The sequence below is a fragment of the Sphingomonas sp. AP28 genome (genome assembly GCF_056680455.1).
This window is the reverse complement of sequence record NZ_CM155283.1, coordinates 2,057,341-2,082,237: the sequence shown is the minus strand read 5'-3', so window position 1 is coordinate 2,082,237 and position 24,897 is coordinate 2,057,341. Positions and strand designations below refer to the sequence as shown.

Annotated in this window: 21 protein-coding genes and 1 riboswitch; of the genes, 14 read left to right on the top strand and 7 right to left on the bottom strand. The window is 61.4% G+C overall.

Going from position 1 to position 24,897, the window contains the following annotated elements; translation table 11 throughout:
• The first annotated feature begins 101 nt into the window (after positions 1-101).
• From AC1MH0_RS09415 to AC1MH0_RS09405, 3 genes are all read left to right on the top strand, one after another.
• Positions 102-638, top strand: a complete 537-nt coding sequence (locus AC1MH0_RS09415; RefSeq protein ID WP_480965654.1) for an RNA polymerase sigma factor — start codon at positions 102-104, stop codon at positions 636-638.
• On the top strand, positions 635-1,609 hold the full coding sequence (locus AC1MH0_RS09410; RefSeq protein WP_480965653.1) for a FecR family protein: 975 nt from the start codon (positions 635-637) through the stop codon (positions 1,607-1,609). Before AC1MH0_RS09415 ends, AC1MH0_RS09410 begins: the two co-directional genes overlap by 4 nt.
• A 92-nt stretch (positions 1,610-1,701) precedes the next feature.
• Positions 1,702-3,255 (top strand): alkaline phosphatase D family protein, encoded by a 1,554-nt coding sequence (locus AC1MH0_RS09405; RefSeq protein WP_480965652.1) that lies wholly within the window; start codon positions 1,702-1,704, stop codon positions 3,253-3,255.
• Positions 3,256-3,412: 157 nt separating this feature from the next.
• Here AC1MH0_RS09405 and AC1MH0_RS09400 read toward each other — a convergent pair whose 3' ends face one another.
• Positions 3,413-4,066 (bottom strand): Fe2+-dependent dioxygenase, encoded by a 654-nt coding sequence (locus AC1MH0_RS09400; protein WP_480965716.1) that lies wholly within the window; start codon positions 4,064-4,066, stop codon positions 3,413-3,415.
• A gap of 98 nt (positions 4,067-4,164) precedes the next feature.
• On the opposite strand from AC1MH0_RS09400, the gene AC1MH0_RS09395 reads away from it, so the two are divergent.
• The 8 genes from AC1MH0_RS09395 (at position 4,165) to AC1MH0_RS09360 (ending at position 13,257) form a co-directional block, all read left to right on the top strand.
• Positions 4,165-4,473 (top strand): hypothetical protein, encoded by a 309-nt coding sequence (locus AC1MH0_RS09395; RefSeq protein WP_480965651.1) that lies wholly within the window; start codon positions 4,165-4,167, stop codon positions 4,471-4,473.
• 18 nt (positions 4,474-4,491) lie between these two features.
• Positions 4,492-5,781 carry a c-type cytochrome gene (locus AC1MH0_RS09390; RefSeq protein WP_480965650.1) on the top strand — a complete coding sequence of 430 codons (1,290 nt, stop codon included), beginning with the start codon at positions 4,492-4,494 and terminating at the stop codon, positions 5,779-5,781.
• Positions 5,778-6,269, top strand: a complete 492-nt coding sequence (locus AC1MH0_RS09385) for a (2Fe-2S)-binding protein (protein ID WP_480965649.1) — start codon at positions 5,778-5,780, stop codon at positions 6,267-6,269. The genes AC1MH0_RS09390 and AC1MH0_RS09385 overlap by 4 nt, the downstream gene beginning before the upstream one ends.
• A complete protein-coding gene (locus AC1MH0_RS09380; RefSeq protein WP_480965648.1) occupies positions 6,266-8,488 on the top strand; it encodes a molybdopterin cofactor-binding domain-containing protein in 2,223 nt (740 codons plus the stop codon). Before AC1MH0_RS09385 ends, AC1MH0_RS09380 begins: the two co-directional genes overlap by 4 nt.
• Positions 8,489-9,055: 567 nt before the next feature.
• Positions 9,056-9,355: a DUF202 domain-containing protein gene (locus tag AC1MH0_RS09375; RefSeq protein WP_480965647.1), complete on the top strand. Its 300-nt coding sequence runs from the start codon at positions 9,056-9,058 to the stop codon at positions 9,353-9,355.
• Between the two features lie 37 nt (positions 9,356-9,392).
• Positions 9,393-11,168 carry an SLC13 family permease gene (locus AC1MH0_RS09370; RefSeq protein ID WP_480965646.1) on the top strand — a complete coding sequence of 592 codons (1,776 nt, stop codon included), beginning with the start codon at positions 9,393-9,395 and terminating at the stop codon, positions 11,166-11,168.
• A 165-nt stretch (positions 11,169-11,333) separates the two neighbouring features.
• Positions 11,334-11,477, top strand: coding sequence for a hypothetical protein (locus tag AC1MH0_RS09365; protein WP_480965645.1), 144 nt, complete (start codon positions 11,334-11,336; stop codon positions 11,475-11,477).
• Between the two features lies 1 nt (position 11,478).
• The gene (locus AC1MH0_RS09360; protein ID WP_480965644.1) at positions 11,479-13,257 is read left to right on the top strand and encodes a chloride channel protein; all 1,779 of its coding nucleotides are present in this window, start codon (positions 11,479-11,481) and stop codon (positions 13,255-13,257) included.
• Positions 13,258-13,332: 75 nt separating this feature from the next.
• Here the strand turns inward: AC1MH0_RS09360 and AC1MH0_RS09355 are convergent, their stop codons facing one another.
• From AC1MH0_RS09355 to AC1MH0_RS09340, 4 genes are all read right to left on the bottom strand, one after another.
• Positions 13,333-14,688: a voltage-gated chloride channel family protein gene (locus AC1MH0_RS09355; RefSeq protein ID WP_480965643.1), complete on the bottom strand. Its 1,356-nt coding sequence runs from the start codon at positions 14,686-14,688 to the stop codon at positions 13,333-13,335.
• 24 nt (positions 14,689-14,712) lie between these two features.
• A riboswitch (Fluoride riboswitch) is annotated at positions 14,713-14,789 on the bottom strand.
• Positions 14,790-15,079: 290 nt separating this feature from the next.
• Positions 15,080-15,616, bottom strand: a complete 537-nt coding sequence (locus tag AC1MH0_RS09350; RefSeq protein ID WP_480965715.1) for a GAF domain-containing protein — start codon at positions 15,614-15,616, stop codon at positions 15,080-15,082.
• A gap of 188 nt (positions 15,617-15,804) precedes the next feature.
• Positions 15,805-16,206, bottom strand: a complete 402-nt coding sequence (locus tag AC1MH0_RS09345) for a VOC family protein (RefSeq protein WP_480965642.1) — start codon at positions 16,204-16,206, stop codon at positions 15,805-15,807.
• The gene (locus AC1MH0_RS09340; protein ID WP_480965641.1) at positions 16,203-18,731 is read right to left on the bottom strand and encodes a PAS domain S-box protein; all 2,529 of its coding nucleotides are present in this window, start codon (positions 18,729-18,731) and stop codon (positions 16,203-16,205) included. Before AC1MH0_RS09340 ends, AC1MH0_RS09345 begins: the two co-directional genes overlap by 4 nt.
• 223 nt (positions 18,732-18,954) lie before the next feature.
• On the opposite strand from AC1MH0_RS09340, the gene AC1MH0_RS09335 reads away from it, so the two are divergent.
• On the top strand, positions 18,955-19,356 hold the full coding sequence (locus AC1MH0_RS09335; protein WP_480965640.1) for a BLUF domain-containing protein: 402 nt from the start codon (positions 18,955-18,957) through the stop codon (positions 19,354-19,356).
• A gap of 78 nt (positions 19,357-19,434) precedes the next feature.
• On the opposite strand, the gene AC1MH0_RS09330 is transcribed toward AC1MH0_RS09335, so the two are convergent.
• Together AC1MH0_RS09330 and AC1MH0_RS09325 are read right to left on the bottom strand one after the other, a co-directional pair.
• On the bottom strand, positions 19,435-19,836 hold the full coding sequence (locus tag AC1MH0_RS09330; protein ID WP_480965639.1) for a response regulator: 402 nt from the start codon (positions 19,834-19,836) through the stop codon (positions 19,435-19,437).
• A gap of 347 nt (positions 19,837-20,183) precedes the next feature.
• Positions 20,184-20,921 carry a Crp/Fnr family transcriptional regulator gene (locus AC1MH0_RS09325; protein WP_480965638.1) on the bottom strand — a complete coding sequence of 246 codons (738 nt, stop codon included), beginning with the start codon at positions 20,919-20,921 and terminating at the stop codon, positions 20,184-20,186.
• 217 nt (positions 20,922-21,138) lie between these two features.
• On the opposite strand from AC1MH0_RS09325, the gene AC1MH0_RS09320 reads away from it, so the two are divergent.
• The gene (locus tag AC1MH0_RS09320; protein WP_480965637.1) at positions 21,139-21,321 is read left to right on the top strand and encodes a hypothetical protein; all 183 of its coding nucleotides are present in this window, start codon (positions 21,139-21,141) and stop codon (positions 21,319-21,321) included.
• Positions 21,322-22,464: 1,143 nt separating this feature from the next.
• The gene (locus tag AC1MH0_RS09315; RefSeq protein WP_480965636.1) at positions 22,465-24,885 is read left to right on the top strand and encodes a phosphoketolase family protein; all 2,421 of its coding nucleotides are present in this window, start codon (positions 22,465-22,467) and stop codon (positions 24,883-24,885) included.
• The last annotated feature ends 12 nt before the right edge of the window (positions 24,886-24,897 follow it).

The window sequence follows — 24,897 nt, the reverse complement described above, 5'->3', positions numbered from 1 at the left end:
CGTCTGCAAACGCGACCGTGTACTTGTCGCACTTCTACCGATCTCACCGAGATTGTCACAAACGCGGTCTAGGTCGGCGGGACCAGCAACCCGGATACTCCATGCCCGCCATACTGCACCAGATTAAGAGCTGTAAGGGAGCTCCTTCTGAGGATTGGCGCGCAATCGCTGCGACGTTGAGCCGATACGTGAGGGCGCGCACCAACCGCACCGACGTGGTCGAGGACGTCGTGCAGGAGACACTGTCGCGGCTGGTGCACCAGAGTCGCGTGCAGACACTGGTGAGCGTCTATGCATTGGGCTTCCGGATCGCTGCGAACTTGCTGATCGACCATCATCGCCGCGACAGCCGCTATGTCGCCGAACGCGAGGAAGAGCCCGTCAGCCATGCGCCGTTGCCCGATCGGGTGCTGGTTGGTCGGCAAGAGGTCGCGATCTTGCGGCAAGCGCTTGCGGCGATGCCGCCGCTGCGCCGCGACGTGCTTGTCCGTCGGCGATTGCAGGGGCAGAGTTGTGCCGCGATAGCGAGGGAACTGGGGTTGAGCCCGAAGGCGGTAGAGAAGCACATAACGCGTGGCCTGGCAGACCTCCACAAGGCGATGCCGGGAGAGGCGTGCGCTTCTGGAAATGTGCGATGAACCGTGAGAGCCAGATCGCGGAGGAAGCAGCCGCCTGGATCGACCGTATCAACCAGCCGGTATTCGACGCCGCGGCGGGGCCAGCCTTCGATGCCTGGATGGCAGCGTCGGCGCGTCATCGGGAGGTCTTTGCCGATCTGCAGGCATTGTGGCAGTCCGAAGCGTTAGTCGAGGCGCTAAACCACGCTGAAAGCGCACCCGCCGCCGGGCTCGCGCCGCTGGCATCGGGCGCGCGACCCCGGCGAACGTGGCGCACTCTGCCGCAACTCGCGGCCGCGGCCTGCGCGCTGTTGCTCGCGATCGTACTGATCTTGCCAGCGTTGTCGACGACGACTTATCGTACCCTTGCCGGCAAGAGCAGATCCGTTGTCCTGGCGGACGGATCTCGCGTCGACATGAGCGGCGATACCGAGCTTCGCGTGCAGATTTTGCCGTGGAAACGCAACGCCGAGCTCGTGCGAGGCGAAGTGTATTTCGACGTTCGCCATGAAAGTGCCCGAGCGTTCCGGGTCGAGAGCGGCTCCACCACGGTGCGCGTCCTGGGCACGGCGTTCAACGTCGATCGCCAGGGTCCGACGCGGACCGCCGTCGCAGTGTATCGCGGCGCGGTGGAGGTCGGCGTGGCCGATGAAGCCGACCTCGTGCTGCGCAAGGGCGACGGTGCGCGCGTCGTGGACGGCCATGTCACGGCGCAACCGCGTATCGCGGTCAGCGCGCCCGCCTGGAAGTCTGGATGGTTCGAGGCGTCCGATATTCCGCTTGGGGTGTTGATCGGCAAGGTGCAGCGGTATTCGGCGCGGCCGATCCTGTTGCAGGATGCTGCCCTACAGGCGCTCCCGATCAGCGGACGCTTCCATGTTTCGGATACCGACCGCGTGCTGAAGGCGGTGGAGACTGCCTATCACGTCGACGTCGCTTATGGTCCGAAAACGATCGCCATCCGTCCCGCAGGCAACGCGGAAAACCGATAGTCCCGTTATTTTGCCTGTCGGGTTTCGCCCGGCTGCTCCGTCTTCCCGGCATATGTGGTCGCGACCCGCGCCTGCCGTGAGGGAGTGTCCTTGTGCCTCAGTTCGATCGCCGCAATCTGGTCAAGGCTAGCTTCTCGCTCGCGTTGCTGGGAAGCACCCCCCGCCTGCTCGCGCGGGCGACGTTCACGCGTGATCCGTTCACGCTCGGCGTCGCCTCGGGGGACCCCTTGCCCGACGGGTTCGTGATCTGGACGCGGCTGGCGCCCGAGCCGCAGACGCCCGATGGCGGCATGCCGCTGCACGATGTCGCGGTCCGCTGGGAAGTCGCCGAAGATCCCGGTTTTCAAAAAATCGTTCGTGCAGGTCCGGCGATGGCCGAAGCCAAGCTTGCACACTCGGTCCATGTCGAGATCGACGGGCTGCGGCCGCATCGCCCCTATTGGTATCGCTTCCTCGTCGCGGGCGCCGGATCGAGCCCGGTCGGTACCGCGCGCACCGCCCCTGCGGCGGGCGCGTCGCTCGACCGGCTGCGGCTGGCGATGCTGGGCTGCCAGGATTTCGAGACGGGGTTCTTCACCGCCTATGCGCATGTGGCGCGCGAGCCCGATCTCGACGCGGTATTCCATTATGGCGACTATATCTACGAGATGACCCCGCGCACCGAACCCAGCCCGCGTAAGCACCTCGGCGGCGAGACCTATACGCTGGATCAGTATCGCCGACGTTACGCCCAATACAAGGCGGATCCCGACCTCCATGCGGCGCACGCCGCGGTCGCGTTCATCATGTCGTTCGACGATCACGAGATCGACGACAATTGGGCGGGCGAATTCGACAAGGACGGCAACCGGCCCGATGTGTTCGCGCTGCGCAAGGCGGCCGCGATGCAAGCCTGGTACGAACACGTCCCCGTTCGCCGCGCGCAACGCCCCGGGGCGGGGGTTGCCTATCGCCGGCTCGATTACGGCAATCTCGTTCGCATGCACGTGCTCGACACGCGCTCGTTCCGCAGCGATCAGCTTTGCGAGCGTCCTGGTATAGGGCGCGCGGAACTCGACGCCTGTATTCCCGTCGATCGGCCAGAGCGCACGATGATGGGGGCAGCGCAGGAGAGCTGGCTGAATCGCGGACTTGCCAACGACGCGCGCTGGAACTTCATCGCGCAACAGGTGCTGTTCATGCCGTACGACGCCCGCAAGGACGGCGCCTCCACGCCCGTCATCGGCAAGGACAATTGGAACGGCTATCCGCTGTCGCGCCAACGGCTCGTCGACGGCATCGCCCACCGGGGCCTGACCAACGTCGTGATCGGCAGCGGCGACTTGCATCAGCATGTCGTCGGATCGGTGCCGCGAAAGATGGAAGACGTTGGCGGCCCGGCGATCGCGACGGAATTTCTCGCGACGTCGATTTCGTCGGGCGGCACGGGCGGTGCGCATTATGCGGGAGAAAACCGCGCGCTGGACAATAATCCGAATGTCAGTCTGCTCAACAACCAGCGCGGCTACCAGCTCTTCACCGTGACGCCGGATCGCTGGCTCGCCGAAGTGAAGGGCGTGGATCAGGTCGATCGGCCGGGTGGCACGATTGCAACGATCGCCAAATTCGTCGTGGATCCCCAGCAGCCTGGTCCGCAACCAGCCTGACAACCTAAGGCGCTTCGCTGTCCTGTCACGGGCGTCGCATCGCCGTTGTAATTCGCGCTAAGCGGCTATGAATGAATGTCTGAAGTTGGGGTTGGCATTCCCGGGTCAGAGAGGCGGCTTTTGGGTCTAGCGTTACTTGGTGGTCCAAAGGTCATTCTCAATCTTCGGCCCAGCGTCTGAGCAGGTTGGATTGCGTCTTTGCCAGCAAGTCCAGTTCGGGGGTCTTGCCAAGGCGGTCGAACAGGGCGTGCCGTGCCGTTTCCAGATCGAACAGGAGTTCGCGGGCATCGGCATCGCGGATCAAGCTGCGTACCCACGTTACGGCGGCGAGGCGCTCGCCAGATACGACCGGCGCGACGCGGTGCAGCGCCGTCGTCGGATAGACCACTGCATCTCCTGCCGCGAGTTTCACGTCCTGTTCGCCCGCTGCGGACTCGATCACCAGTTCGCCGCCTTCGTAAGTGTCGGGATCGGAGAGGAAAATTGTGACTGAAACGTCGGTCCGCATGCCGCCCATGATCGCGTCGTCGACATGGCTGCCATAGGCCATGCCAGGTTCGTAGCGGCTGAACAGCGGCGGGCGAACCACGTGCGGTCGTGTGGCCATCCGGAACAGCGGGTTCGCCAGCAGTCGATCTATCACGAGGTCCTGCATGTCCGACAGCAACGGGTCGGCACGGTCGACCTGCTCGTTGCGCTTGACCGGGCGTGCTTCGCGACCGGCAGTCCGGCGCCCGTCGACATAGCGCGTCTTGCCGAGATTATCTCGCAACGACTGGAGATTGTCAGCATCTAGAACGTTGGCAATCATGATAAACATTAGGGTTCTCTGGGCATCGGCATAACGTCGGGGCTTCCCTATCAGTCCCAGCCCACGCGGGCCAACGCGTTGGCTAGTAAGGAATTATTATGCGTACGAAATTGTGGATTGGCGTCGGCGCCTTCGTCGTTGCGCAATCCGGCCAGGCGATCGCGACCGAAGCGGCACCCAAACCACTGGCGCCGTCGGTCGACCAGGTCGGCGAAGGCGGTGAGAACGAGCGCGGCGAGGGTGAGGGCGAAGGTGTGGGGCGCCACGTCGTGCGTTCAACCAAGTCGCGCCACGTCGTCCGCCATCCCCGTCGCGCGCGTGCCGTACAACAGCATGCCGGTCAGCGCGGCGAAGGCGAATATGAGGGCGGCGAAAACGAGAGCGGCGAAGGCGAGGGCGAACGCTGATCACCGGACAAAAGGAGGATGAGCCGGTCCGGCATCACGCGAACGTTCACATGGCCCGTGGTGGCATTGTGCGTTTGCGTCATGGTCTTCGCGATCATCGCATACCGACCGGCAATCGCAACCGTGAAACGTCCCGATCCTCGTCTGTTCGATTCGGTGCTCATTGCGCGCGGCGCTAATCTGGCTCGGCTAGGAAATTGCGTCAGTTGCCACCAGTCTGCAGGCGGGCGTCCCTATGCAGGCGGGTATCCGATCAAAACGCTGTTCGGAACAATCTACGGCAGTAACATCACGCCCGACCCGGCGACGGGAATCGGTGCATGGTCTCCGACAGCGTTTCGACGCGCGATGCGTGAAGGCGTAGGACGTGACGGCAGCCATCTGTACCCCGCTTTCCCCTACACCCATTATGCAAACGTGACGGAGAGCGATTTGGGGGCGCTCTACGCGTTCCTGATGACCCGACCGGCCGTGCGTTCGGTGCCGCCGGCCAACACGATGATCCCGCCGCTCGGATTTCGTCCCCTGCTTGCCGGATGGAAGCTTTTGTTCTTCCGACCGCAGCCGATCACGTCCGACGTCAGCCAGTCTGCCGCCTGGAACCGGGGACGCTACATCGGCGAGACACTGGCGCATTGCACCGCCTGCCACAGTCCGCGCGGGCTGTTGCAGCAGGAGAAGCGCGGCGCGCAGGGTTATGACGGCGGATGGTCGGGTGGCTGGTATGCGCCCCCGATCAATGCGCATTCGCCTGCGATACGGGCGTGGACTGTGGAGCGGCTCAACGCATATTTTCGCACTGGGCTGAGCACCGCGCACGCCGCAGCGGCCGGCCCGATGGGGTCGGTAACCTATAATCTGGCCCGTGCAGCACCGACCGACGTTCACGCGCTGGCGACTTATTATGCGTGGCAAATGCGCGCTGCGCCTGCTGCACGGTTCGAGCCACCGCTGCCTGATCGCCAAGCCCTGGCCTCGCAGCGTCATCCCGACGGCGCGCGGCTCTACGAGGGGGCCTGCGCAGTATGCCACGAGCCGGGCGCAGCGATGATGGTTGCGGGACGTCCAGCCTTGCCACTCGGCACACCGCTGCACGAGGACAACCCGCGCGATACGATCCAGATCATCCTGAAGGGTCTCCATCCGCCCGTCTCGCCACGCGGGCCCTATATGCCGGCGTTCGCCGATGCTCTCGACGACCGACAAGTGGCGGAAATCGTCACGTATCTGCAGATGCGCCACGGTACCGGATCGGCGTGGAAGAACCTCGACAAAGACGTCGCCAAGGCACGCAAGGAGGGCGAATGATCGACCTGACCGTCAACGGCGCAACGGCACGTGTCGACGTGGCCCCTGCGACCCCGCTCCTCTACGTGCTGCGCGACGATCTGGGACTGCATGCCGCGAAGTTCGGGTGCGGGTTGGGGCAGTGCGGCGCGTGCACCGTGCTGGTCGACGACAAACCGGTGTTCTCCTGCGTCCTCCCCATCAGTGCGATCGGCACGCGAAAAGTCACGACGGTCGAGGGACTGGGCACGGCCGCCAAACCGGGTGACGTTCAGCGCGCCTTTCTCCACGAGCAGGCGGCGCAGTGCGGCTATTGCATCCCCGGCATGATGGCGCGTGCGGAGGGGCTGTTACGCAAGACGGTGACGCCGACCGAGGACGAACTGCGGACGGCGATGGCACCCTCGCTATGTCGGTGTGGGACGCACATGCGGATCCTACGCGCAGTGCGGCGGGCGGCGGTGATGCGCGGCGGCGGCGTGGTCGATGCCGCGGAACCCGTAACGTGAGCAGCGAGGCGTCACGCCGCGACGTGCTGGGCGGCTTGCTGGTCGCATTCTCGCTCGCGCCGACTGCCGCGCTGGCGCAGACCGGCGGTGGCGAGGGTAGTGGTGGGCCACCGACTGTCGCACCCAATCTGCCGGGGACACTGGCCAAGTTCCCCGATCTCGACGCCTGGATCCGGATCGCACCGGACGGTCGCGTAACCGTGTTCACGGGCAAGGTCGAACTCGGCACTGGCGTGAAGACCGCGATGGCACAGCTTGCCGCCGACGAACTCGACGTCGCGATCGAGCGGATCGACCTCATCACCGCGGACACGGGCCTGACACCGAATGAGGGCGTGACCGCGGGGAGCCAGACGCTCGAACAGAGCGGCACCGCGATCGCGAACGCCGCCGCCAATGTTCGTCTGTTGCTTGCGGAGGCAGCCGCGACGCGGTGGGGCGTGGCGGCGACCACATTGTTCACACGCGACGGTGCCGTGCTCGATCGGCAAGGAAAACGCGCGACCTATGCGGAGTTGGCCGCATTCACCTCGCTCGCAGTGCGCGCAAGGGCGGACGTGCCGCGAAAGCGTCGGGAGGCTCGGCGGCTGATCGGGCGCCCCGTACCGCGGGTAGACCTGCCCGCCAAGCTCACCGGTTTGCCAAGCTATGTACACGACATGCGGCTGCCCGGCATGGCGCACGCCCGGGTTCTGCGCGGACCGTCATCCGGCACGCTAATGACGCCCGACCTTGCAGCGCTACGTCGGCAACCCGGCGTCGCCACAGTCGTGCAGGTCGGCCGCTTCGCCGCGATCATCGGGCCACGCGAATGGCCGCTCGAGCAGGCACTTCGGGTTGCCAATCGTGGCCGCTGGGTGCGCGATCCGTCGATGCCGGCGCTGCTCCCGATGCCGGCCGGGCTGCTGGACATGCGGCGGGAAAGTCAGGTGATCGACAACCGCCGCGATAACCACGGAGCGCGCGGCGTCCAGCAGTTGTCGGCACGCTATGACAGGCCCTATCTGATGCATGGCGCGATCGGGCCGTCCTGTGCGGTGGCGCTGTTTGCGGAGAACAGGCTGACGGTGTGGACGCACAGCCAAGGAATCGAGCCGCTGCGGCGGGCGATCGCCGAACTGCTCGCGATACCCGCCGACCGCGTCCGGTGCGTCCACCGCGAGGGGGCAGGGTGCTACGGGCATAACGGTGCGGACGATGTGGCCGGGGACGCTGCGCTGATCGCCCAAGCGATGCCCGGCGTCCCCGTGCGGCTGCAATGGAGCCGCGAGCAGGAACATGGCTGGGAACCGCTTGGCCCGACGATGCTCGCGCAGGTCGACGCGACGCTCGATGCATCGGGACGGATCATCGACTGGCGGCATCAGGTGTGGAGCAATACGCACAGCACCCGCCCCGTCGCGGCCGGTGATCTTCTCGCCGGTACCGAAGTCGTACCGCCGTTCAAGCCGACCCCGCCGAAGCCGATCCCGCAGCCAAATGGTGGCGGCGACCGCAACGCCATTCCACTCTATCGTTTGCCCAACCAGACCATCGTGAGCCATTTCCTGCCCGACATGCCGGTACGCGTCTCGGCGCTGCGCGGACTGGGCGCACACCTGAACATCTTCGCGCTCGAAAGCTTTATGGACGAGCTGGCGGCGGCAGCGGGCCGCGATCCAGTCGCGTTCCGGCTGGCGCATCTGGACGATCCGCGTGCCGCCGCTGTGATCCGGCAGGCCGCAGCACGGTTTGGCTGGGCGCGATACCGATCCGCCCCCAATCGCGGGCGAGGCTTTGCCTTTGCCCGCTACAAGAACCACGGGGCCTATTGCGCCATCGCGATCGACGTCGAGCGTATCCCCGACGAAGGCCGGCTGATCGTCCACCGCGCGGTCGCTGCCGTGGACAGTGGCGAGGCCGTCAACCCGGACGGCATCCGCAATCAGGTGGAGGGTGGGATCGTCCAGTCGCTAAGCTGGACCGCGCTCGAAGCCGCCGGGCACGACGGTGCGCGCCGGAGCGATTACGACTGGAGCACTTATTCAATACTCCGGTTTGCCGATGCCCCACTCAGCGTGACGGTCGAGGTCGTGGACCGGCCGGGCACGCCTTTCCTCGGTACCGGTGAATGTGCCCAGGGGCCGACCGCGGCCGCACTGGCGAACGCTCTGGCTTCAGCGACGGGGGAACGGCTGAGAAGTATGCCTCTGATCAGCCGGCCTTTGCCTCAGACGTAACCTTTGGTCTCTGTGCGCCAAGTAACAGATACGTAGGGCAGCATGAATGAGCGGCGGAAGTTGGGGCTGAGAGAAGCAAGCTTGAGTGTCTGAATGTGGGTCGTGGCCGGAAGCCGTAAGGCAAGGCGCGTTCGCCCAAACCCGGACGTTTAGGCTGGCGATCCAAACCCCCGATAACGGCCATTCGTTAAGGAAGGGCACTCCCGATTTTCCATCTCAGAGCGGCAATTTTGGGAAAGAGCAATGGGGACAGATTTTAGGAAAGCGCCCCCCGCCTGTGGCCGTCACCCTGATCGGTGGGGCAGGTTTCCTGCTCCACGTCCTAACTGGGAGGGTTGAGTGATCATTTATCTGCTTGTGAATGTATGTGGCCATGACCCTTTTCTCACAACCGCTGTGCTGAAAGCGCCGGCACATCGTTAACCGACCATGGACAATGACCAACAGTCATCGGCGAGGGATACCCGCGGCTCGCTTGCTCATAGTGCGAACCGGCTGGAACATAGTGCCAGGCAGCAAACCGACAGTGCCGATCGGCGCACCGAGCTTGCTGCGGATCGAACGGTCATGGCAGCGGAGCGCACCTACGCAGCCTGGGTCCGTACAGGCCTTGCTGCTCTGGCTTCAGGGATTGGCGCACGCGCATTGCTCGAGAACATCGTGCCCGGCAGGCTTGCCGGTGCGACGGCAAGTGTGCTCGTTCTGTTCAGCGGCTTCTGCTTCGTTGCAGCGGTGTGGCGCGAGATGGCTCCCGTCGCTCCGCCGCAGCCCGATACCAAGCGGCTGCCAGCGTGGCTGCTGATCGCGGTCAACGGGTTCCTCGTCATCGTCGTCCTCGCAGCACTCGTTGGGATCTGGCTGCGATGACCAGGGTAATGACCGCCGGATTAGGGGGCCTAGTTGCATGACGACACCGCAGTTCATGTCCATCGGCCTTCTGATCGGCATGATGGGCCTCTTCCTTTGGGGTCGTTTTCGCTATGACGTCACAGCTATCATCGCCTTGCTCACCGGACTGTCGCTAGGATTGGTGAAGCCTAAGGAAGCGTTCACCGGCTTCTCGGACGACATCGTCATCATCGTCGGATCGGCGCTGGTGATCTCATCGGCCATGCAGCGTTCGGGTCTGATCGAGAGCGCGCTTGGTATCGTAGCGCGGCGAGTGACCCGCGTCCGATCGCAACTGATGGTACTGACCGCGGCGGTCGGGGTGTCGTCTGCGTTGGTCAAGAACGTCGGTGCGTTGGCAATGCTGATGCCAGCAGCCGTGCAGACTGCGAAGAAGTCGGACACCAGCCCCTCGGTGTTCCTGATGCCGATGTCGTTCGCGTCCCTGCTCGGTGGGTTGATGACCCTGGTTGGAACGTCGCCCAACATCATCGTCAGCAGAGTTCGCGAGCAGATGACTGGCGAGCCCTTTGGCATGTTCGACTATCTGCCAACTGGGCTCGGCCTGCTAATTGTCGGCCTCGTCTTCCTGCGTTTCGGCTACCGTCTCCTGCCCCGAGAACGCCGTGCAGCGCCGACGATGGGCGAGGCTCTCAACATCACGGACTATGTCACCGAGGCGACAATCGAAGATGGATCGCCCGCCATCGGCGAAACGGTCGTATCCTTCATCGATCGACATGATCACGAGGTGACGATCGCCAGTGTCGTACGTGAGGATGTACGCACGACCATTACGGCGGAGTTTCTTCTCGCTGCCGGCGACACGCTGATCCTGGGTGGCGACCCGGATACGCTGGAGCGCGTCATCGCAGGAGACCATCTTGCACTTGCGGGACAGCATCGTGACCTGCCGGAAGGTAGCGAAGATGATGAGGTCGGCGTCATCGAGGCCGTCATCACCACCGACTCTGTCCTGGTCCGGCAGTCGGCAGGCCGATTGCGGCTTCAGCAACGCTACGGCGTGAACCTCATTGCGGTATCGCGTGCCGGCAAACGGCTGACCAAGCAGCTGAGCGAAACCGTTCTGCGCGCTGGCGATGTCATTGTGCTTCAGGGGCCCCTTGGTCTCTTGCCCGAGCGCATGCGCGATCTTGGTACGCTGCCGCTGGCAGAGCGAGCCCTGCGTCTGGGCAGTTCGAAGCGCCGCTTCCTGCCACTTGTCATACTGGCAGTGGCGATGGCAGTCACCGCAAGCGGCTACGTGCCTGTGGCAGTCGCCTTCTTCGCCGCGGCCGGATTGATGATGGCGACCGGAGCCCTGCCCCTGCGGGAGGCTTACGATGGCGTCGAATGGCCAATTCTGATCATGCTGGGGGCACTCATCCCGGTCAGTGAAACCCTGCGTACCACTGGCGCATCGGATATACTCGCGACCTCGCTTGCCCATCTGGCTGCCTCCTTGCCGCCGTGGGGGGCGGTAGCCCTAATCCTCGTGGCAGCGATGGCTGTGACGCCGTTTCTTAATAATGCCGCAACGGTTCTAGTGATGGCGCCGATCGCGGCTGTGTTCGCTCACGACCTTGGATATCGTCCTGAGGCGTTCCTGATCGCGACCGCCATCGGGGCAGGATGCGATTTCCTGACGCCCATTGGGCATCAGTGCAACACTCTGGTTTTTGGTCCCGGAGGCTACCGGTTCAGCGATTATGCGCGGCTGGGTGCCCCCCTATCGGTGTTGGTAGTTTTGGTCGGTACGCCTTTGGTGATGTGGACCTGGCCGCTGCACTGATCGACGGGGCACTGTTGGAGGGCAGCGTGGCCAAGCCGCAGACGCTCCGGATACAGGACGGGCGTTCGTGACAAACGAAGCGCATGGGGCGGCCCGGAAGGTTGTGGCACGAGAGGTGTAGCAGGCGTAGGCGACATGATGCGTTTTCTCCGTTCCCCGGCATCCATGCCCATTCTCATCGTCCTGCTGCTTGCCGCGATCACGGCAGCTGGACTGGCGACGTCTCGGACTCTCTCGATCGTGATGTGGCTCTCCAGCGCGGTTCTTGCCGCAGTCTTGTTCGCTACATTGATGCAGGACCCCGACTGACATGGCTTCAGCGCCACTGATTGACAGCGCCGCTACTCCACCTGCGTCCGGTCGGGTGGCACCATCGTGGCTCCGTAAAGCTTTCCGATCCAGCGAAGCTGCGCTCATCGTACTTGCCATCATGATCGGCAGTGCAGCCGGATTGCTCAGCGTTATCCAGGGTGCTCTGGCACGGACGATCCAGCATCTGCTTTATGCCTTGTCACCGGATCAAAGGCTGAGTGCGGCCGCTACGGTCCCTTACCTCGCGCTGCTTGCCCTGCCGGCTGGGGGAGCCGTCCTCGCGCTGTTCTCCTGGGTCACTCATGCTCGCCGGCGCCGAATGGTCGACGCAGTAGAAGCGAACGCCCTTCATGGTGGTCGCATGTCGTGGTCCGACAGTCTCGTCATTTCCGGGCAGACGATCCTTTCCAACGGCTTCGGGGCATCCGTGGGGCTTGAGGCGGCCTATGCGCAGCTGGGCGGGCTAGTTGCCTCGCTAAGCGGCAATTGGTTTGCGTTGCGCAGATCTGATTTGCGTATTCTGGTCGGCGCCGGAACGGGCGCCGCCATCGCAGGTGCGTTCGGGGCGCCACTAGCAGGGGCCTTCTATGCCTTCGAGATAGTAATCGGAGCCTATACGATATCGGCGCTAGCACCCGTCGCTGCGGCGTGCCTGGCGAGTGTTCTCGTGGCGCAAGCGTTTGGTGCGCAGCCGTATCTCGTTGCTGCTAACGCAGGCGAACAGATCAAGACGTTCCATTACCTTCTCTATGCCGGCCTTGGCGCCTGCGCAGCTGGTGCTGGTATACTTTTGATGCGAGCCGTTGCGGAGATAGAGGCAGCGACACGCAAGCTGCCGATACCGTCTATTTGCCGGCCGATCCTAGGTGGACTGCTGCTTATCCCTCTGGCGATGCTCACGCCACAGGTCCTGTCCGCTGGCCACGGAGCTTTACATCTCAATTTGGAAGCTCACGTCTCGCTACGCTTCCTGGCGGCCATATTCATCGTGAAGTGCGCGGCGTCCATCATCTCACTTGGCTTTGGCTTTCGAGGCGGCTTGTTTTTCGCATCTTTATTCCTGGGTAGCCTGCTCGGTCATTTGTTCGCCGGCTCTCTCGAATGGGTGGCTGGATTGCCCGTCATCGACCCGCACAATGCTGCTCTGGTCGGGATGGCCGCTTTAGCAGTCGCAGTGGTCGGCGGTCCGATGACGATGGCGATGCTGGTCCTTGAAGCGACCCATGACTTTTCCCTGGCCGGCGCTGCGATCGCCGCATCGCTGGTGTCATCGACGATCGTCCGCGAGCTCTTTGGCTATTCGTTCTCAACGTGGCGGCTGCATCTCCGGGGCGAAACCATAAAGAGCGCCCGCGATGTTGGCTGGGTCAGAACGCTCACGGCTGGCAAAATGATGCGGCGCGTCGAACGGGCCACGCCGTGCAACACGACGATTGCCGAGTTTCGCCGGGCGTTTCCGCTAGGTTCGACAAGTCGAGTCCTGCTCGTCGATGACCACGAAAATTATGGCGGCATCGTACAGACCGCCAGCGCATTCGCCGAAGACGTCGATCAGAAGGCGCCCATCGGGTCATTGGCGATCCACACGGGTCTGGCCCTTACGCCGGACGCGGACATCAGGAACGTCATGACCACGTTCGACACTGAAGGCGCGGACGAACTGGCCGTAGTTGGTAGTAACGGTGCGGTTCTCGGCATCCTGTCCGAGAGCTACGCGCGACGCCGCTACGCGGAGGAACTGGACAAGGCGCAACGTGAGCTATTTGGAGAAAGCTGACCACCACGCGATCAGAGACCGTGCAGCGACTTTACGGATCAGTCTCCGGTCGTCGCAGAAGCCTTGGCGCGGGGATCACAAGCGCGAGCGGCGCACGGCGCGGTGAGCTCGCGCCTCGCGAAGAGTGGCGTTCGGGGTAAGGCCAGTCGCCGGCACCTTCGGCACGGCGACGCGCTGTGACAGGTAGATGCCGTTGTGACCGGAGCAGAGGTAGGCGACGAAGCAGGCCACCGCGATCGGTACCGCATAGGCAGCGCCGAACAACTCGACGCCCATGAAGGTGCAGGCAAGCGGTGTATTGGCAGCGCCTGCGAACAGTGCGACGAAGCCGATCGCGGCGAACACGCCGGTCGGCACGCCGAACATAGGTGCGAGCGCGTTGCCGAGCGCGGCACCAATGAAGAACAGCGGCGTGACCTCCCCACCCTTAAAGCCGGCACCGAGCGTGACGACGGTGAACAGTAGCTTCAGTGCCCAACTCCACGGATGCGTGTCCGGGCCGAAGAAGCTGGCGATGGTGAGACCGTCACGTGTCGCTGCCAGCGTGCCGAGACCAAGATAGTCGCGCGTACCGAACAGGTAGACGAGCGCGATGACGGCGACGCCCCCTATGAGCGGGCGTAACGGACCATAGGGCACGACGCGCTTGAGCCACCCGCCGAGCGCATGATTGGCTTCCGCAAAGACGAGGCCGAGCAACCCGAACGCTACCCCAGCGATGCCGGCCTTGGCGACGAGCAGCGGATCGACGGGCGCTAGCGCATCGATCTGGTAGACGCCGTGGTGGATACCCCAGGCGAGGCACGTCCAATCACCGATCAACGCCGCGACGAGGCACGGCACCAGCGCGCGATATTCGACGCGCCCGATGGCCAGCACCTCCAGCGCGAATACCGCGCCCGCGATCGGCGTGCCGAACACTGCGCCGAACCCGGCCGCGATGCCGCCCATCAGCAGGATGCGGGTGCCGTCAGCATCGAGCTTGAGCGCGCGACCAAAGCCGCTGGCGAGACTACCGCCCAACTGGACGGCAGTGCCTTCCCGTCCGGCCGAACCGCCGAACAGATGCGTCACCACCGTGCCGAAGAAGATCAGCGGTGCCATCCGCAACGGTACCCCGCCGCCCGGTTCGTGGATTTGCTCGACAATGAGGTTGTTGCCGCCCTCCACCGAACGGCCGGTTAGATGGTAGAGCAGCCCAACCACGAAGCCGCTCACCGGCAGCAGGTAGAGCAGCCAGGGCGATGCGAACCGCAGGCGTGTGACCGTATCGAGGCTCCAGAGGAACGCAGCACACAGCGTCCCGATCAGCGCGGCCATCGGCACCAGGATCAGCGCCCAGCGCATGACTGACACAGCGTGATCGTGAAGGTTGCGGGCGAACGCCGGGACGTTCAACTGGGCGATAAGATTACGAAAGGTAGAGCGCACAATTCCTCCTTTGCTGCCTTGCGGCGCCAAGTAGGAATCATCGGCTCTTGTGAGAGCGGTTCGGCCAAGTAGCCCGGCGGGAATCCATCGCCGTTGCTGCGCATATGTCGTCCAAGGAAAATCTCGTCAACGGCCGGTTTGGGTCCGTTTCTCGTTTCACCATCCTATTTAGAAATTCGGCGTGCCGTCAGCCAGGGGGGTAATGCATGCCGCATGAGCCCCGCCTCGACATGAACGAACGGCCGAAGTTGGGGAGCGGAAACTACCCAGTGAACGTCCACAATTGGGTCGATCCCGCCTGCCGCGTACGACTATCAGGTGCTACAGGCCATGGAGTGCTGGTGGCCGTCGAACGACGTAACCGAACGGCTCGCCGATAACGTCTGAGGTCTTACGTTGATGGAGCAACTACCGCCTTCATTCGGCTGGCAAGTTCGCGTTCGACTTCGCGAGCCATCATGACAAGAAGGGACTGATCAAACTCCCCCGCCAGCGGCTCACTGTCCGCAACGCATATCGCGCCAAGCGCCAGTCCCGCGGGATCGGTAATAGGCGCGCCAGCATAGAAGCGGACGAATGGATCATTTCTAACGCTGTCGAACTCTTCAAAACGCGGATCGCTGCGCGCATCGGGGATGACCAGCATCTGCCCGCCCTGCCGAACCGTGACGGCGCAGAAGGCCGTGTTTCGCGGGGTTTCGGTGACACCCAGTCCACGTTCCGCCAACAAAGTTTGCATGCGTCTGTCGATGATTGAGATCGCCGCATACTGCGTCCGATAGTAATCGCGAACGACGTCCACGATGCGCTCAAGCTCCTCGCTGCCGCGCATTTCTAACGCTCTGCTCTGATCTACGGCAAGCTGTCGCTTCTTCTCATTAGAAAAAACGTCCAACCATGAACCGACGTGTGCCCCGTACACATCCATCTCCACACATTACCGTCGCGCAGATATAGAATGGTTTCATATGGCACGTGCAAGGAAATTATCATGTACTAGAAACGTAAATGCATGATTATAGCGTGGTTATAACGTGGAGCTAACGCCAAAATGCTTTATCAGCGGTTTTTGATGGCCATATTGGTTATTTATTGAAATGTTAACTGACGGCACCGTCAAAGTTGGTACGACGAAACCTCTATAAGGTTGCCGTCGGGATCACGCACATAGACCGAACATATCGGCCCCCGCGCGCCCTTTTTGATGACGGGGCCGGTTTCGATCGCAATGCCGAGGTTGCGGAAGTGGCCAGCGACTTCGGCGGGGGGCGTATCGGTCAGGAAGCAAAGATCATCGCTGCCGAAGGTCGGCGTACGCGCGGTAAACCACGCTTCCTGCGAGGCGGATATCGGGCGAAGGTTGATCTTGTTGGGGCCAAATATCATGCTCACGCGAATTGAACCGTCATTCGAGGATGAAACATGCCGCTCCATGCCGAGCGCCTTCTCGTACCACTCCGCCGAAGCATCCACGTCGCGCACGTTGAACACGACGTGATCGATCGCCTTCACTTTCATCGACTGCCCTCTCGGTCGCTGCGTTGGGGTGAAGCAGTTGATGTACGATCCGACCTCTGCGTGGTGGTCTTCATCATGTCCGCCACCTTCAATGCCAACGCCTGCATGGTGAACGGCTTCGTCAACAGCTCCATGCCAGGTTCGAGATGACCATTACCGACCGCGGCATTCTCTGCGTATCCTGTGATGAAGAGCACTTTCAGCCCCGGTCGCAGGGTCCGTGCCGCGTCGGCGACCTGTCGTCCGTTCATACCGTTCGGCAAGCCGACATCGGTAATCAGCAGCTCTATCTTGGCACCGGACTGAAGGACCTTGATCCCGGACGCGCCGTCCGCGGCACCTATGACCGTGTAACCGATCTCGTCGAGGACCTCGTCGATGAGATGGCGGATGCTTGCTTCATCATCGACGACCAGAATGGTTTCGCCGCTTGCGGATGCCGCTGCCGCCAGGGCCTCTTCCTCTTCGGGAAGGAGGGCCTCCCCCATGTAGCGTGGCAGATAGACACAGATCGTCGTTCCTTCGCCCACCTCTGAGTAGATACGGACCTGTCCGTTCGACTGACGGGCAAAGCCATAGATCATCGACAGACCAAGGCCGGTTCCCTGGCCGATCGGCTTTGTCGTGTAAAAAGGCTCGAACGCCCTTTCGATCGTCTCGGGTGTCATACCTGTCCCCGTGTCGGTCACGCAGATCGAGAGGTACTGGCCAGCTGGCAGGTCCCGCTCGCGCGCAGCATGGTCATCAAGCCATTTGTTGCCAGTTTCGATCGTCAGCCGGCCGCCGTCCGGCATCGCATCACGGGCGTTGATGCACAGGTTCAGTATGGCGCTTTCGAGCTGCGTGGCGTCGATCATGGCGGTCCACAAACCAGCGGCTCCGATAACCTCGATGTTGTTTGTAGGGCCGACCGTTCGGCGCAGCAGATCCTCCATACCGACGATCAAACGGTTGACGTCAGTGGCCTTGGGATCGAGCGTCTGACGGCGGGAGAAGGCAAGCAGCCTCTGGGTGAGCGATGCCGCACGTCGGCCGGCCCCTTGCGCCGCGAGGATGAAACGTTCCGCGTCGTCGAGCCTGCCCCGTGCAAGGCGTAGCTGGAGCAATTCCAGATTGCCCATCATACCGGTCAGCAGATTGTTGAAATCGTGCGCCAGCCCACCGGTGAGCTGGCCAACCGCTTCCATTTTTTGTGCTTGCCGAAGCTGGTCCTCGGCGACCGTAAGCGCTTTTGCGGCAGCGCGTTCTTCGGTGGAGTCGCGGCCTACCGCGATAATCTTTTCATCCCCCGGCCCAGCGGCCCAGACGATATCACGATAGCTGCCATTCTTGTGTCGGTAGCGGTTCTCGAACCGGGCATAGGTCTGCCCGCTCGCGATGCCGGAGGCGCCGGTGATCGTGTGATCGAGATCCTCTGGATGAATGAGGGAAAATAGCGGGACACCGATCAACTCGGCTTCCGACCATCCGAGAATACGCGTCCATGCGGGATTTACGGCTTCGATGTCGCCGTCGAAGCTCGCTACCAGCATCAAATCGGACGAAAGCTGCCAGAGCCGGTTTCGATCAGCTGTCCGTTCGGCGACCTGTTGTTCCAGGGTGGCGTTCCACCGCTCAAGATCCTGCCGGGCCTTCTGGCGCTCTGTCTCATCACGCGCGATTTTGATGAAGCCCTGGTCATGGCCCTGAACGTCCGCGATGAGTGGATGCATCGATCCGCTTAGGAAAACAGGCTGGCCGTTTTTCTTTATATGCCAGCGCTCATCGGTAGCGGAGCCGTCCCGCGCGGCGCCGGCAAGCTCGCGAACATCGGCACCGCTAGCACGATCCTCATCGGTGAAGATCATTGAGATTGATTGTCCAACGGCTTCGTCGCCAGACCAGCCAAGCACGGCAGTCGCACCGGCTGACCAAGAGGTAATGATACCGCCAGTATCAACGGTCACGATCACATGATCCTTGGCGCCTTCGATAACGAGGCGAAGGCGTTCTTCACTTTGGCGTAGGGCAGCATCGCCGAGGACACGATCAGTCGTTTCGTTGGTGAGGATGAAGAGGCCGGCGACCTCGCCCTCTGCATCAAGGATGCGTGAATAGGAGAAGGTAAACCACGTATCCGCGGGCCCTCGGTCGGTCGCGAGCTTCCATGGCAGGTCCGTAAAGCGTTGGCTCTTGCCCTCGAAGGCGTCGTCGATGATCGGCTTAGCCTGCGTCCAGGCGTCCGCCCACACATCCCTGAACGGCGCCCCCATCGACCACGGAAGCCTAGGCCCGAGAAGCGGGAAATAGGTCTCGTTGAAAAAGAAGGTCAGCTCTTTGCGACCCCAGGCCAGAATTATAGATTCTGGTGAGTTGAGCACTGTGCTTAGGTTCGACTTCAGAATGTCGGGCCAGCCCTCGGGAGGACCCAGAGGGTGGTTCGACCAGTCGCGATCAACGATGAGACGACTGGCTTCGCCGCCCCCCGCAAGAAACCGCAGCCCTGCTGGGAGGGAGGCGGGGGTACGAAACACGTCAGAAATCATGTCGATCCAGTGGATGGCGCCGGCGCTAGCAGGTCAAGCCTACAGGCTGTGCCTACGATCCGGCAAGTCGGCGAAAAGCTTCAGGCAAACCCCTACTGCTGAGCAGGCCGATGCTACTGCGTATCGAGACGCCATATTGGGACGCCGCAGGCGTCCCTGATCAATATGGTACCCCGATTGCCTTGGCTTGGGAACGCGATCCAAACCAGACGGTTACAATTAGATGCACCGACTAATCTATATCAGTAAATCGTTGATCGGGACCGATCGTAGCGATCTTGACGCGATTGTGGAAACCTCAGCTGTTCGCAACGCCTGCGCCGGCATCACCGGGGTGTTGTGGTTCGACAAGAATAACTTCGCACAAGTTCTCGAGGGTGATCGAGCAGCGATTATCGAAACCATGCGCCGGATTAACGCCGATGAGCGCCACACGGATGTCGAGATCATTTGCGACCGCGAAATTAAGCAGCCAATGTTCGGGAACTGGTCGATGACGCTTCCACGAGAAACCCCGGAGGGCATCGAGGTCACAGCTTTTTTGATCGGCTTTGCACAGAACGAACAATGCGCCTCAGCAAGGAAGCTTTACGAGATCGCCATTGCCGCCGACGATCTTGGATGATTAGCGATCGGTACTGCGTCTCCTGACAACAAGTTCTGAAGGCTGTTGGCCTTGCCAAACTGGCAGGTAGTCACTCCGCTACCGCTGGTCCTCGGGTGGTTTAGAATCTCGCCTCGCTAACTGCTCTCGCACCAGTTTGACGAGCTGATCCGTTGCATAGGGCTTGGGTAGAAACATTCCGGAATCTGGGATGTCGGCCGAGCCCAAGCGAACCCCACCAGATGTGACAATGATCTCGATGTGCGGCCAACGCTTCGCCACCTCTTCGGCAAGATCAAGCCCGTCGAGGTCGCCTGGCATGTTGATGTCAGTGAAAATCAGGGCGATCTCCGGCGAACGCTCCAGTATCTCCAACGCCTCGCGTGCGTCACCGGCTTCGATGATGGAGAACCCCCGGTCCTCCAGCGCATCAGCGGCGATCATCCGGATGAACATCTCGTCTTCGACGATGAGGAGTGGCTGCTGCGGGGTATCGGTCATCAAGGTCTAACGCGTCAGCGCGATAACCGCTTGTGGTGCGTGAAATTTCTTCGATCGAAGGGGCAACAATGCGTTCGGCATTTTCGTGGGACGGAAATCGATAGATGGTGAAGCGTACATACGTCACAGCGTTACGCATGCAAGCCGGCTCAAAGGCATATTGGAGCCTGTATTCAGTTGACGGCGACTGCTGGCTACCAGTTAGCTTCCAATCCGAACGAGAGGCGGCAGAGGCAGCAAAAGTGGTCAACCATCGGCCACTTTGAGTTGTGCTCGCAAGGGAGGTACGATTGACGCCTCGATACTCGTCAAACTCTTATGGCAATCGCGCGCGGTTCCGGCATTGGTTATCCTTTAATTCCCAAGTGTAAATAACGGTTGTTAAAATCCGATTCCTCTTTGAGGCGGCTCCAACTGGGAAATGATATTCCTCGCCGCTCACGAAATATAAGACCGTCAGTCGTTAATCCCTTCAGAACTCTGTTAACATGGACGGCAGTTAAACCAAGCGCATCACCTATTTGCTCTTGCGTCATTGGCAATACATATGGCTGACCAGGACTTTCGCCATGCTTATCTAGCCGGGCGGCAAACTCACATAAGAAATGAGCCGTCCGTCCACGCGCATCGCGTCGACCGATATTCAGTAACCATTCGCGGTAGATGGAGCTTTCGATCAGTACGTTGACAAAGAAGGCGTGATTTATCGAAGGCCTATCACGAGCAAGGGTCCGAAGCGCATCACATTGTATGGTAGCGACCTTGCACTCTGTCAGTGTCTGAACATTATGATCTGCCACATTTAGGTATAGATGCTGTAAATCAAGAATTTCGCCGGGAATGTGGACCGAGACGATCTGTCGGCGTCCCTCGCTACTAATTTTGTGTCGATAGGCAAATCCGGACACAAGTACGCCACACGCGCTGGGGATGTCGCCTTCCCGAACCAAAGAGCTTCCCCCATCGTACGTGCGCAAAACATGCGGCAGACTGAGAAGCGCCGACCGATCAGCGTCGGATAGTACTGCTTGGATTGCCAACTTATCGACCATCCGAGATAGTAGAGCGTCACTGTCACCATGCATGTAATGACTCCTGCAAATGCAGGGCGAGAGCGCACGTATCTCTCAGCGGTCAGAGCCCAATAATATGCCTGCCGATGGCCCCATATATCATATAGGCTTGATCCAGGATAATCCGTTATCGCTTCATTATGTTCGAACTATCCCGATTAATGATCGCCCTGAGCTGTTATACTGGACTGCGCCGCGAGTCTTTTATGATGACAAGGAGGTAGGACTGATGGATAACAGCCAGGACGCTCGTTACTTTGAAAGGCGAGCAGAGCAGGAACTTAATACGGCATCATTATCGACAGATAATTCGATAAAAAGCCTACACCTTAATATGGCCGCTAGGTATGCTGCCTTGCGAGAAGATGCCGCTACATCCGTCGAGGACCCGGTTAAAACGGCTATTATCTGATCCATTGACCGGCCGCTTTTTGCGCGCACGCTGAATCTGCCACCGGATGCCGGTGCGTTTCCCGTTTTATGCAAAAAGCAGCGGTTGAAAGTAAACTGTACCCGTGACGGCGTGGTTGTGCGGCCATATCGACACGGCGTGGAAAATAGCAGCGATCTATCAGAGACCTTGAGAGCCAAGCTGGAAGAGAGTCTCGAGCTTGCCGATCAGCTTCCCCTTGGCCTTGTCGGCGCCTGGATATCGAGCGCAATAGGGGCTCTAGCTGCCGCTGATAAGGCAGCGCCGCAGCCCGGTGCAGGGAACGGACCCTAAGCGAAACAGTTTTCACTCATGCTTGAAGCGTCCTGCCCTTTCGGGGGGAACGGCGGTGAGAGCTCGCAATGCCCTGTTGATCCTTGGATCGGCAGGGCATTTTTGTACCGGCGGAACCGACTTGGCTCCGCGCTGTTGTTACCGTGACAGGCCGGGCACTCCCCCCCTTGGCGAGGCTGGTTGCCAAGCGCCCCGCCGTCTCTCGGCAGTGAGGCTCTTTATTGTCCCTGTCTTTTCAGATAACGAACTTTTTCGGACGAAATCCGTTGGCAACCGGGTCTGCAAAACGGCCGTTTTATGCGCACTGTAGGGTTACCGCGGAAAGCAGTCCTTTCGGGCACAGCCTGGTTTACAACCGCTCGGTCGTTCCATGTGGATCAAACGGGGCGGCAGTTATGTTTCGCGGACCGCGCAACCGTCTTTGGCTGGCGGATCCACCCAGGTTGTGACGATAGCCGTTAGGGCCGACTGATTGCGTCCCGGACCGAAATTACGTGATATCCGATACTAATTGAGCCCGATCGCCGTACAACGGCGCGGATTGGGTGAGCCTGATGTAAGCTGGGGATCCGAAGCAGACGTCGTCAAAAGCACAAAATCACGATGCTCGGTGGATAATGGGCAGGATGACCTTTTACCATCAGGTGCGGTTTCTCGCTAATTAAGCCAGCCGTCATCCTTCGCGCGAAACTGGTCATTATGCGAACTAATGCCCGCGAAATCAGGTAGAGCGATCATCTGCGACGTTGGGATCACTTCGAGAAGCCGCCGTCTGATCGCTAATGCTGCTATAAGTTATCGTGCGCATGCCACGCGCCGAGGACAATCGCTATGACGAACCGTGCCTCAAGCCCGGCTGATGCTCTTGCAGCTATAGACCCGAAGGTCCAGGAACGTCCGCTGTCTGAGGATATGCTTCGACGGATGGATGGATACTGGAGGGCCGCCAACTACCTGTCGGTTGGACAGATCTATTTGCGTAGCAATCCTTTACTCGATGAACCGCTTGCGATTGCGCACGTCAAGTCACGGCTGCTCGGACATTGGGGGACGACGCCCGGGCTGAACATGCTCTACGTCCATCTGAACCGGGTCATCGTCGAGCGCGAACTCGACATGATCGCGATCATCGGGCCGGGGCATGGTGGACCGGGTCTGGTCGCCAACACCTATCTCGAAGGCTCCTACACCGAACGCTACCCTGCGATCGAGCGAAGCCGTGGCGGGATGGATCGGCTGTTCCGCCAGTTCTCGTGGCCCGGTGGCATCCCAAGCCATGTTGCACCGGAAACGCCGGGCTCGATCCACGAGGGCGGCGAACTCGGCTACTCGCTCGCCCATGCTTTTGGCGCGGCGTTCGACAATCCGGACCTGATAGTTGCCTGCGTGATCGGCGATGGCGAGGCGGAGACCGGTGCGCTGGCGACGAGCTGGCACAGCAACAAGTTTCTGAACCCGGCACGCGACGGCGCGGTACTGCCGATACTTCATCTTAATGGGTTCAAGATCGCCAACCCGACCGTGCTGGCACGGATCAGTCGCGACGAGCTGACCGATCTGATGCGTGGCTATGGCTATGAGCCACACTTCGTTGAGGGCGACGATCCCACCGAGGTGCACCAACTGCTCGCCGCTACACTCGACACGGTGCTCGACCGCATCAAGGCAATACAGGCGGAGGCGCGGTCGAGCGACACGACCAGCGAACGGCCCCGTTGGCCAATGATCGTGCTGAAGACGCCAAAGGGTTGGACAGGGCCGAGGTTTGTCGATGGCAAGCCCGTAGAAGGCACGTGGCGTGCTCATCAGGTGCCGATTGCGGACTTCAAGGATCCAGAACATCTCCGTCAGCTTGAAACGTGGATGCAGAGCTACCGCCCCGACGAACTGTTCGACGAGACAGGCAAGTTTCGCGACGACTATGCGACGCTTGCGCCGACTGGCCACCGCCGCATGGGATCGAACCCCCACGCCAATGGCGGCGAACTCATGAGGCCGCTGTCGCTCCCCGACTTCCGAACGTACGCGATCTCCCAGCCGGGACCAGGCGAGGTGAAAGCCGCGGCAACAGCAGCGCTGGGCGGCTATTTACGCGATGTCATCGCGCTCAACGCCAAGGCTGCCAACTTCCGTCTGTTCGGTCCCGACGAGACGGCATCGAACCGTTTGCAGGCTGTCTATGAGGTCACTGGTAAGGCGTGGATGGCCGAGACAGAGGCAAACGACACCGATCTGAGCCGCGATGGTCGGGTTATGGAGGTTCTGAGCGAGCATCTCTGCCAAGGCTGGCTGGAGGGCTATCTGCTTACCGGCCGGCACGGGCTGTTCTCGTGTTACGAGGCGTTCGTGCACATCGTGGATTCGATGGTCAACCAGCATGCGAAGTGGCTCAAGGTCACCCGCACTATCCCATGGCGCAAGCCAATCGCGTCGCTCAATTACCTTCTGACTTCGCATGTCTGGCGACAGGACCATAACGGGCTCTCACACCAGGATCCGGGCTTCCTCGACCATGTGGCGAGCAAAAAGGCCGACGTCGTACGGATCTACCTGCCGCCCGACGCCAACTGCCTGCTGTCGGTGGCCGATCACTGCCTACGCAGCCGCCACTACGTCAACGTGATCGTTGCGGGCAAGCAGCCCGAGGCGAACTGGCTGAGCATCGATGATGCCGTGCACCACTGCACCGCCGGCGCAGGGATCTGGCAATGGGCAAGTGACGGCGCGGATGGCGACGAGCCGGACGTCGTCATGGCTTGTGCGGGCGACGTCCCAACACTCGAGACGATGGCAGCCGTTATGCTGCTGCGCGAGTACATCCCCGACATTCGCATCCGCGTCGTCAACGTCGTCGACCTGATGGCGCTCCAGCGCCAGTCGGAGCATCCGCATGGACTCGACGAACGTGCGTTCGACGCGCTGTTCACGACCGACAAGCCGGTCATCTTCGCCTTTCACGGCTATCCTGCGTTGATCCACAAGCTGACCTACCGTCGGACCAACCATGCCAACATTCATGTCCGCGGGTACAAGGACGAAGGGACGACAACGACGCCATTCGACATGGTCGTGCTGAACGATCTGGACCGCTATCGACTGGCGCTCGACGCAATTCAGCGGATACCCCGGCTACGCGATCGCGTTCTTGACGAAACGGCGCGCTATTGGGCGCTGATCGAGCGGCACAAGCTGCACGTCTACGAAGAGGGCGACGACCTTCCCGAGATCCGCGACTGGCGGTGGCGCCGGTGAGCGGAGGGGAAA

Bases quoted from the DNA above. Each gene is read 5' to 3' on its own strand.
- AC1MH0_RS09345 (WP_480965642.1), bottom strand. From the start codon at position 16,206: ATGAAAGTGAAGGCGATCGATCACGTCGTGTTCAACGTGCGCGACGTG.
- AC1MH0_RS09330 (WP_480965639.1), bottom strand. From the start codon at position 19,836: ATGACCGATACCCCGCAGCAGCCACTCCTCATCGTCGAAGACGAGATG.
- AC1MH0_RS09325 (WP_480965638.1), bottom strand. From the start codon at position 20,921: ATGCATGGTGACAGTGACGCTCTACTATCTCGGATGGTCGATAAGTTG.
- AC1MH0_RS09370 (WP_480965646.1), top strand. From the start codon at position 9,393: ATGACGACACCGCAGTTCATGTCCATCGGCCTTCTGATCGGCATGATG.
- AC1MH0_RS09385 (WP_480965649.1), top strand. From the start codon at position 5,778: ATGATCGACCTGACCGTCAACGGCGCAACGGCACGTGTCGACGTGGCC.
- AC1MH0_RS09340 (WP_480965641.1), bottom strand. From the start codon at position 18,731: ATGATTTCTGACGTGTTTCGTACCCCCGCCTCCCTCCCAGCAGGGCTG.
- AC1MH0_RS09410 (WP_480965653.1), top strand. From the start codon at position 635: ATGAACCGTGAGAGCCAGATCGCGGAGGAAGCAGCCGCCTGGATCGAC.
- AC1MH0_RS09395 (WP_480965651.1), top strand. From the start codon at position 4,165: ATGCGTACGAAATTGTGGATTGGCGTCGGCGCCTTCGTCGTTGCGCAA.
- AC1MH0_RS09365 (WP_480965645.1), top strand. From the start codon at position 11,334: ATGCCCATTCTCATCGTCCTGCTGCTTGCCGCGATCACGGCAGCTGGA.
- AC1MH0_RS09335 (WP_480965640.1), top strand. From the start codon at position 18,955: ATGCACCGACTAATCTATATCAGTAAATCGTTGATCGGGACCGATCGT.
- AC1MH0_RS09390 (WP_480965650.1), top strand. From the start codon at position 4,492: ATGAGCCGGTCCGGCATCACGCGAACGTTCACATGGCCCGTGGTGGCA.
- AC1MH0_RS09375 (WP_480965647.1), top strand. From the start codon at position 9,056: ATGGCAGCGGAGCGCACCTACGCAGCCTGGGTCCGTACAGGCCTTGCT.
- AC1MH0_RS09360 (WP_480965644.1), top strand. From the start codon at position 11,479: ATGGCTTCAGCGCCACTGATTGACAGCGCCGCTACTCCACCTGCGTCC.
- AC1MH0_RS09415 (WP_480965654.1), top strand. From the start codon at position 102: ATGCCCGCCATACTGCACCAGATTAAGAGCTGTAAGGGAGCTCCTTCT.
- AC1MH0_RS09315 (WP_480965636.1), top strand. From the start codon at position 22,465: ATGACGAACCGTGCCTCAAGCCCGGCTGATGCTCTTGCAGCTATAGAC.
- AC1MH0_RS09320 (WP_480965637.1), top strand. From the start codon at position 21,139: ATGGATAACAGCCAGGACGCTCGTTACTTTGAAAGGCGAGCAGAGCAG.
- AC1MH0_RS09400 (WP_480965716.1), bottom strand. From the start codon at position 4,066: ATGATTGCCAACGTTCTAGATGCTGACAATCTCCAGTCGTTGCGAGAT.
- AC1MH0_RS09350 (WP_480965715.1), bottom strand. From the start codon at position 15,616: ATGGATGTGTACGGGGCACACGTCGGTTCATGGTTGGACGTTTTTTCT.